Genomic DNA, 7,344 nt, shown 5'->3' with positions numbered 1-7,344 from the left:
CGGTTACATTCCGAACCCGGAAGTTAAGCTTCTCTGCGCCGATGGTACTGCACTCGGGAGGGTGTGGGAGAGTAGGTCACCGCCGGACAATCTTTCGAAGAAGGCCCCACACGTTTGTGTGGGGCCTTCTTTGCATGTGTGGCATGGAACACGAACGAGGGCCACCCCCAGCAGCCGGGGTGGCCCTTTTTTGCGTTCGGGGACCAGTGGGGTCAGACGCGCTGCCACAGGGCCGGGACGTTGGACGGCTCCCAGCCGGCCTGTGACGTGTGCCCCTGCAGGCACCGGTACGTCTGCCCGCCGTACGTCACCTGGTCACCCGCCTGGTAGGTCACCCCAACCTTCCAGGTTCCGCCGCCCGGAGGCGGGCTCGTCGTGGGCGTGGGAGTAGGCGTCTGCGTGGGGGGCACGCCCTGGACGTTCAGCACGAAGTCGAACGTCGCCTCCTTCCCCGTGCCGACTGGACGGACGTTCATGAGGAGTCTCGGGTCGTAGATCGAGTCGGTGTTGTTGCGCGGCTCGCCGGGGAAGTAGAGCTGCGTGGTGAGGATCCCTCGGCCAGGAGCCTGCGCCTTGACGTGGATGTGCCTGGTACGACCGGGGTAGAGGCCGGGCACGATGGTGGTGAGCTTGTAGGCGCCCTGGGCGTTCGTGTACTGGTGCCCACGGAAGTTGTACGTGACGTTGTCGTAGTTGCCGTTGGTGTCCGCCTGCCAGAAGTCGAGCAGCACGTTCGCCAGCGGCTGACAGGAGGTGCCGAACACGTATCCGCTCACCGTCAGCGGGGTCCCCGAGCCGGGGAGGGTCGAGCGCTGGGGGGAGTTCGGCTTGAAGTAGGGGCCCTCGGTCTGCGAGATCGTCAGATCGTCGCCGTCGTCGCAGAACGGGGTGGGCTCAAGCTCCTGGCCGCTCCCGACCATGGTGCGGGCCAGGGCCGGCACCTCGCCGATCAGGAACGGGACCGGTGTCGCTATGAGAGCCGCTTTGAACAGCGCTTTTCTGGTGATTCCGCGCTGCCTTTCCTCGCGAGTGTTCTCGCCTTCCACGATGGCCTCCTTGAAAGCGCCTGCTGGGGGGTAGAGCAGGCTGTTCTCCAAGGTGGCACCCGCCGGGAGAGGTGAGTACCCTCCAATTTTCTATACGATTCACGATATGTTTGCCCCGCGTCCAGAGCGCTTCGCGTGGTCAGTAGGGTTGAGGGGTGGATTATCGTGCGGTTGAACGCGCCATCCTGGAGCGGGGCGTCGAGTGGGATTTCGAGCCGACGCTCGACAGGGTCGCCGCCCTCCTGGACCTGCTCGGCTCGCCTCAGCGGGCGTACCCGGTCATACACATCGCCGGCACCAACGGCAAGACGAGCACGGCGCGGCTGACCGAGGCGCTCCTGCGGGAGCGCAACCTGAGGGTGGGGCGGTTCACCAGCCCGCACCTCGTCACCGTGCGCGAGCGCATCACGGTCGACGGTGAGCCGCTGAGCGAGGAGCGCTTCGCCGAGGTCTACGAGGAGATCCTGCCCTACGTCGAGCTGGCCGACGCGCAGGGGCACCGGCGCATCCAGTTCTTCGAGCTGCTGACGGCCATGGCGTTCGCGGCGTTCGCCGACACGCCGGTCGACGTCGCGGTGATCGAGGCGGGCATGGGCGGGTCGTGGGACGCGACGAACGTCGCGGACGGGCTGGTGTCTGTCATCACGCCCATCTCCCTCGATCACATGGATCGTCTGGGGCCTGACATCCCGAGCATCGCCGGGGAGAAGGCCGGGATCATCAAGCCGGGTGCCACGACCGTGCTCGCTCAGCAGGAGCTGGGCGCGGCCGAGGTGCTGATGCGGCGTGCGGCCGAGGTCGGCGCGGTCGTGGCGCGCGAGGGGCTGGAGTTCGGCGTGCTCGGCCGGGAGATGGCGATGGGCGGGCAGCTGCTCACGCTGCGCGGGCTCAAGGGCGTCTACGACGAGGTCTACCTGCCGCTCTACGGCAGTTACCAGGCCAGCAACGCGGTCTGCGCGCTGGCCGCCGTCGAGGCGCTGACCGGCGGCGACGACCCCCTCGACGTCGATCTGGTACGCCAGGCGTTCGCTCAGGCGGCCTCGCCCGGCCGGTTGGAGGTCGTGCGGCGCACCCCCACGGTGGTGATCGACGCCGCGCACAACCCCGGCGGGCTGGAGGCGAGTCTGGAGGCGCTGCACGAGGCGTTCGACTTCGCCAAGGTGATCGGCGTGGTCGCGGTCATGCGTGACAAGGACGTCGAGACCCTGCTGGACCTGCTGGAGCCGATGGTCGACGAGATCGTGGTGACGACCAACTCATCGCCCAGGTCGTTGTCGGCGCAGGAGCTCGCCGCGCTGGCCGTGCCGCTGTTCGGTGAGGACCGCGTGCACGTCGTCGAGCGGCTCGACGAGGCCATCGACAGGGGCATCGGCATCGCCGATGCCGAAGGGGAGTTCAGCGGGACCGGGGTGCTCATCACCGGTTCGGTGGTTACGGCGGGAGATGCCCGGCATCTGCTGAAGGCGGATGGTGTGAGATGAATTTCGAGGTTACGCCGGGCATGCGCAGGCTCGGCGCGAGCGTGCTCGGCATGGAGGCCATCGTGGCCGGGCTCGTCACGCCGGTCGCGATCACCGTGGGCGGTGTCGCCCCCGCGCTCGCCGTCACCGTGGGCATCGGGCTCGCGGTGCTGTGCGTGGTCGCCGCGGGCCTGCTCAAACGGCCCTTCGGGTACGTCATGGGCAGTGTCGTCCAGGTGCTGGCGATCGCCACGGGCTTCGTCGTGTCCACCATGTTCTTCCTCGGCGCGATCTTCGCCGCACTGTGGATCACCGCGATTATCGTCGCTCGCCGTGTCGAGGGCGTGACTTCCCGCTAAAGTCGGCCTACATGGCCGTCCCCCCAAATCAACGGTCGCCGCATTCGGCTGGCCTCAGACGTTCATGGCTGCTCGACGTGGTGCTCGGGCTGCTCGTCCTCGTGGCGCTGCCGTTGGCGATCGTCGCGATCCCCAACACGTTGTCCGTGGTCGCCGACCTGCTGCCGGGTGAGTTCGACCAGATCGGGCTGAGTCGTACGCACGGGCTGGCGCTGCCCGCCCTGATGCTGACCGTGCCGCTCGCGGCCGTCGCGTTACGGCGGATGAAGGTGGCCCACGTGCTGGTCGCGGGGCTCGCGCTGGTGGCGGTGGCCGACGCGGCGGGCGGATACGCGGCTTCCGAGCTGGTCGTCGGTGTCGTACGCGTGCTGCGCGGCATTGGTGGCGGCCTGATCGTCCCGGCCACGCTGGTGGCGGTCTGGGACCGTACACCCGCGTTGCGGGGCCTGTGGGCCGGGGTGTTCGGCGTCAGCCTGCTGGAGGCTCAGGCGTTCGCGCTCTGGCCACTGGTCGACGTGACGAGCTGGAAGGTCACGTTGCAGCCCTACCCGATGGCCACCGGGGTCGGGCTGGCGCTGGCGGCGGCGTACCTGGTGGTCTGGAGGCTCGCCGGGCGATGGCCCGCGCCCGCGCCGGACGCCCGGGAGTGCAGCCGGCTGCTGCTCGCGGCGGTGCCCGCGGCGGGCATCGCGGTCGTGGCGATCAGCACGGCGAGCGCGGGGTGGGGGGTCGTCCCGGTGATCCTGCTGGCCGGGCTGGCGATCGCCGGGCTGCTGGCGCTCGGCTCGATCGGGCGGTCGGAGAACCGCACGTACGCGTACACGATGGTGGCTGTCGGGGTGGTGCTACTGCCGAGCACGGCGCAGGTCACGCTGGTGGAGATGGGCGGTCTGGGCGGGCCGGGGCTGCGCGGGCTGTGGACGCCGTTCGGCGTGGCGGCGGTGCTCGCGGTCGTCGCCGGGGTGGGCGTGCGGATGTTCGCCAAGGGCGTGGGCCGGTTCGCGGCGCCGCTCGGGCTGTTGGCGATGGTGGTCGGCCTGTGCTCGGTGCGGCTGGTCGTGCCGTCGGCCGACGGGCTCGTGCTGGCGGTGCCGTTCACGCTGCTGGCGGTGGGGGCGACGGTCGCGGTGACGGCCACGCTCGGCGAGGTCGGGATCGGGGCGGCCGCGTTCGGGTTGTCGTTGTGCTTCGCGGGGGTGCTCGCGGGCTACCTGCTGGGCACCGGCGTGCAGATGTGGATGCTGGAGGGCGTCGGGTCGCGCCAGGAACTGGTCGACAGCTTCGTGGGCGCGTTGCACTGGTGGGCGTTGATCGGCGGGTTCCTGCTGGTGGGCGTCATCGTGCTGGCGGCGGTGATGGGGCGGCGGCCGTCCAGGGAGGAGGAACCGCCGTCCGGCGGCGAACTGGCAGAGGTCGCGGTCGGGGCCGGCCGGGGCGGCGAGGCGGCGGCGGAGGAGCCGCTCAGGACGTGGGGATCGGTCGTTCCCGAAGGTTCTCCCGCGCCTGAGGAGGACGAGCCGGGCGAGCCCGTTCCCGCGGTGCCGCCGCAGTCACCCTCGCCCGAGGACGGCGAGCGGTCCTGAGGGCCTGGCGTGCGCGTGTCAGGTCGTCTGCCTCGCACCTGTGGTGGCCGGGCGGTCCTGACACTCCTCGCCCGCGCGCGTCGTGCCTGTGGCGTCGAGGGTGGGGGCGTGGACGGTAAGCTGAGCGACGGCTATGGCGACGCGAGGGCCCGTGCCCCGCGAGCGCCCTCGTGGTCAGGCCAGGCGCCTGTAGCCGCGACCCGAATCTGTTCAAAGGAGAACCACACGTGTCCGAGCGCACTCTTGTCCTGATCAAGCCCGACGGGGTGAAGCGTGGCCTCATCGGTGACGTGATCGCCCGCGTGGAGCGCAAGGGCCTCAAGGTCGTGGCGATGGACCTGCGCACCCTCGACGCCGACACCGCCAAGACGCACTACGCCGAGCACGCCGAGAGGCCGTTCTTCGGCGAGCTGGTCGACTTCATCACGTCGGCGCCGCTCGTGGCCATGGTCCTTGAGGGCCCGCGCGCCATCGAGGCCTTCCGTGCGCTCGCCGGCGCCACCGACCCGGTCAAGTCCGCCCCCGGCACGATCCGCGGCGACCACGCCCTGGAGATCGGCGAGAACGTCGTCCACGGCTCCGACTCGCCCGAGTCCGCGGCCAGGGAGATCAAGATCTTCTTCCCCGACCGCTTCTAACAGTCAGCCTCACCCACGCGCCCGCCGGCTTCACGCCGTGCGGGCGCGTCTTTTTGTCGGCGGCACGTTGTAGCGTTCCAAGTCTGGCAGGCGCTGACGTAGTTGATCCGGTCGTGTGGGTGCAATTCGGGCAAAATCCAGGTTGAGGTAGGGGCTGGAGATTTTTGTGGAGCGCGAGGGCTCATTGCGCTCACTGGTGGGTACGTCACGTTACGATTCGAATTCGATCCGTAGTCATTCGCGAACGACGATACGGAGGGCTCCGTTCCCCATGGGCAGCAAGCTCGCGTTTCTCGGCCGTGACATGGCGGTCGATCTGGGCACCGCCAACACGTTGGTATACGTGCGTGGCCGGGGCATCGTGCTCAATGAGCCGTCAGTCGTAGCGATCAACACCACCACAGGCAAGATCGTGGCGGTGGGCATCGAGGCCAAGCGAATGATCGGTCGTACGCCCGGCAACATCGTCGCGGTCCGCCCGCTGAAGGACGGCGTGATCGCCGACTTCGACGTCACCGAACGGATGTTGCGCTACTTCATCCAACGAGTGCACAGACGACGCCATTTCGCCAAGCCACGCATCATCATCGCCGTGCCGAGCGGCATCACCAGCGTCGAGCAGCGCGCGGTGAAGGAAGCCGGCTACCAGGCAGGCGCAAGGAAGGTCTACATCGTCGAGGAGCCGATGGCCGCCGCCATCGGGGCCGGGCTCCCCGTGCACGAACCCACCGGGAACATGGTGGTCGACATCGGCGGCGGCACCACCGAGGTGGCCATCATCTCGATGGGCGGCGTGGTCACCAGCCAGTCGATCAGGATCGGCGGCGACGAGCTCGACCAGGCAGTGATCACGTTCGCCAAGAAGGAGTTCTCGCTGATGCTCGGCGAGCGCACCGCCGAGGAGATCAAGATGGCGATCGGCTCGGCCTGCCCCAACGGTGAGGAGTCCCACGCCGAGGTGCGCGGGCGCGACCTGATCAGCGGGCTGCCCAAGACGATCATCGTGTCGAGCGAGGAGATCCGCAAGGCCACCGAGGAGCCGGTCAACGCGATCGTCGACGCGGTGAAGACCACCCTCGACAAGTGCCCGCCCGAGCTGTCGGGCGACATCATGGACCGCGGCATCGCCCTGACCGGCGGTGGCGCCCTGCTCAAGGGCCTCGACGAGCGGGTCAAGGCCGAGACCGGCATGCCCGTCCACCTGGTGGAGAACGCCCTCGACTCGGTCGCCATCGGGTCGGGCAAGTGCGCGGAGGAGTTCGAGGCCCTGCAGCAGGTCCTGGTTCCGGAGTCGCGGCACTGATGAGAGACTCGCGCCGGGCTCGGCTGATCCTGGGAGTGCTGCTGATGGCGGCGCTGGTCGTCCTGACCATCGACCATCGTGCGGGCGACAGCTCACCGCTGCGCCCGCTGCGCTCGGCGGGATCCTGGGTGTTCGGCGCGGCGGAGCGGTTCGGCGGGGGCGTGGTGCGTCCCGTCGGCGGCTTCCTGCACGCCCTGGCCAGCGCGCCCAGCGCGCAGCGGCACATCGAGCAGCTCCAGGCGGAGAACGCCAGGCTGCGTGCCGGTCTGTCCTCCAGCACGCTCGACGCCACCCGGTCGGCGGAGCTCAAGAAGCTGCTCGGCCTTTCGGGCACCGGCGGCTACAAGGTGGTCACGGCCAACGTGGTTGCCAGGCGCGGGCAGCCAGGGTTCGAGGACAGCGTGCAGATCGACGTGGGCACGGGCGACGGGGTGCGTACCGACATGACGGTGCTCAACGGTGACGGGCTGGTCGGCCGGGTCATCCAGGCCTCGGCCACCACCTCGACCGTGGTGCTGCTCAGCGACCCAGCCTCGGCCGCCGGGGGGCGGTTGGAGGGCGGGCAGGAGATCGGCGTGGTGCACGGCGTGGGCGAGAACGGGCGGCTCGTGCAGTTCAGGCTGCTCGACTCGACGGCGCCGATGGAGCGGGGCGGCCGCATCGTCAGCTTCGGTTCCAAGAACGGGCGGCCGTACGTGCCGGGGGTGCCGATCGGGGTGATCGAACGCGTCGAGTCCACGCCCGGGGAGCTGACCCGGATCGCCTACGCCAGGCCGTTCGCCGACCTGACGGCGCTCGACGTGGTCGGGGTGGTCGTCGAAGGGCCCAAGCGGGACCCGCGTGATGCGGTGCTGCCGGCCAAGGAGGGGGCGCGGTGACCGGCGACGGCACGGCCTCCGACGGGGCCGCTGCTGATGTGGTGATCGGGGGATGAGTGGCGTGCTGCTTTCGGCGG

General features: G+C 69.5%; 7 protein-coding genes and 1 rRNA gene. 7 read left to right on the top strand and 1 reads right to left on the bottom strand.

Annotated elements, in window-relative coordinates; translation table 11 throughout:
* A 5S ribosomal RNA gene (rrf, locus tag AB0J97_RS20900) occupies positions 1 to 88 on the top strand; the annotation flags it as partial.
* A 124-nt stretch (positions 89 to 212) separates the two neighbouring features.
* Here rrf and AB0J97_RS20895 read toward each other — a convergent pair.
* Positions 213 to 1,046, bottom strand: coding sequence for a carbohydrate-binding protein (locus tag AB0J97_RS20895; protein WP_357698935.1), 834 nt, complete (start codon positions 1,044 to 1,046; stop codon positions 213 to 215).
* Between the two features lie 155 nt (positions 1,047 to 1,201).
* Here AB0J97_RS20895 and AB0J97_RS20890 point away from each other — a divergent pair, with 155 nt between their 5' ends.
* The 6 genes from AB0J97_RS20890 (at position 1,202) to mreC (ending at position 7,267) form a co-directional block, all read left to right on the top strand.
* Complete coding sequence (locus AB0J97_RS20890; RefSeq protein ID WP_364091040.1) at positions 1,202 to 2,527, top strand: folylpolyglutamate synthase/dihydrofolate synthase family protein; 1,326 nt, start codon at positions 1,202 to 1,204, stop codon at positions 2,525 to 2,527.
* On the top strand, positions 2,524 to 2,865 hold the full coding sequence (locus AB0J97_RS20885) for a DUF4233 domain-containing protein (protein ID WP_357698931.1): 342 nt from the start codon (positions 2,524 to 2,526) through the stop codon (positions 2,863 to 2,865). Before AB0J97_RS20890 ends, AB0J97_RS20885 begins: the two co-directional genes overlap by 4 nt.
* A gap of 77 nt (positions 2,866 to 2,942) precedes the next feature.
* Positions 2,943 to 4,448 carry a hypothetical protein gene (locus AB0J97_RS20880; protein ID WP_364091037.1) on the top strand — a complete coding sequence of 502 codons (1,506 nt, stop codon included), beginning with the start codon at positions 2,943 to 2,945 and terminating at the stop codon, positions 4,446 to 4,448.
* Between the two features lie 227 nt (positions 4,449 to 4,675).
* Positions 4,676 to 5,086 (top strand): nucleoside-diphosphate kinase, encoded by a 411-nt coding sequence (gene ndk / locus AB0J97_RS20875; protein WP_364091034.1) that lies wholly within the window; start codon positions 4,676 to 4,678, stop codon positions 5,084 to 5,086.
* A gap of 271 nt (positions 5,087 to 5,357) precedes the next feature.
* Complete coding sequence (locus AB0J97_RS20870; protein WP_352358052.1) at positions 5,358 to 6,389, top strand: rod shape-determining protein; 1,032 nt, start codon at positions 5,358 to 5,360, stop codon at positions 6,387 to 6,389.
* The gene (gene mreC, locus AB0J97_RS20865) at positions 6,389 to 7,267 is read left to right on the top strand and encodes a rod shape-determining protein MreC (RefSeq protein WP_357698926.1); all 879 of its coding nucleotides are present in this window, start codon (positions 6,389 to 6,391) and stop codon (positions 7,265 to 7,267) included. The genes AB0J97_RS20870 and mreC overlap by 1 nt, the downstream gene beginning before the upstream one ends.
* Positions 7,268 to 7,344: the final 77 nt, after the last annotated feature.

The organism is Nonomuraea sp. NPDC049607 (genome assembly GCF_040675375.1).
Classification (GTDB): domain Bacteria; phylum Actinomycetota; class Actinomycetes; order Streptosporangiales; family Streptosporangiaceae; genus Nonomuraea.
Note: the sequence above shows the minus strand (reverse complement) of the source record. Positions and strands in the feature narration are given on the sequence as shown.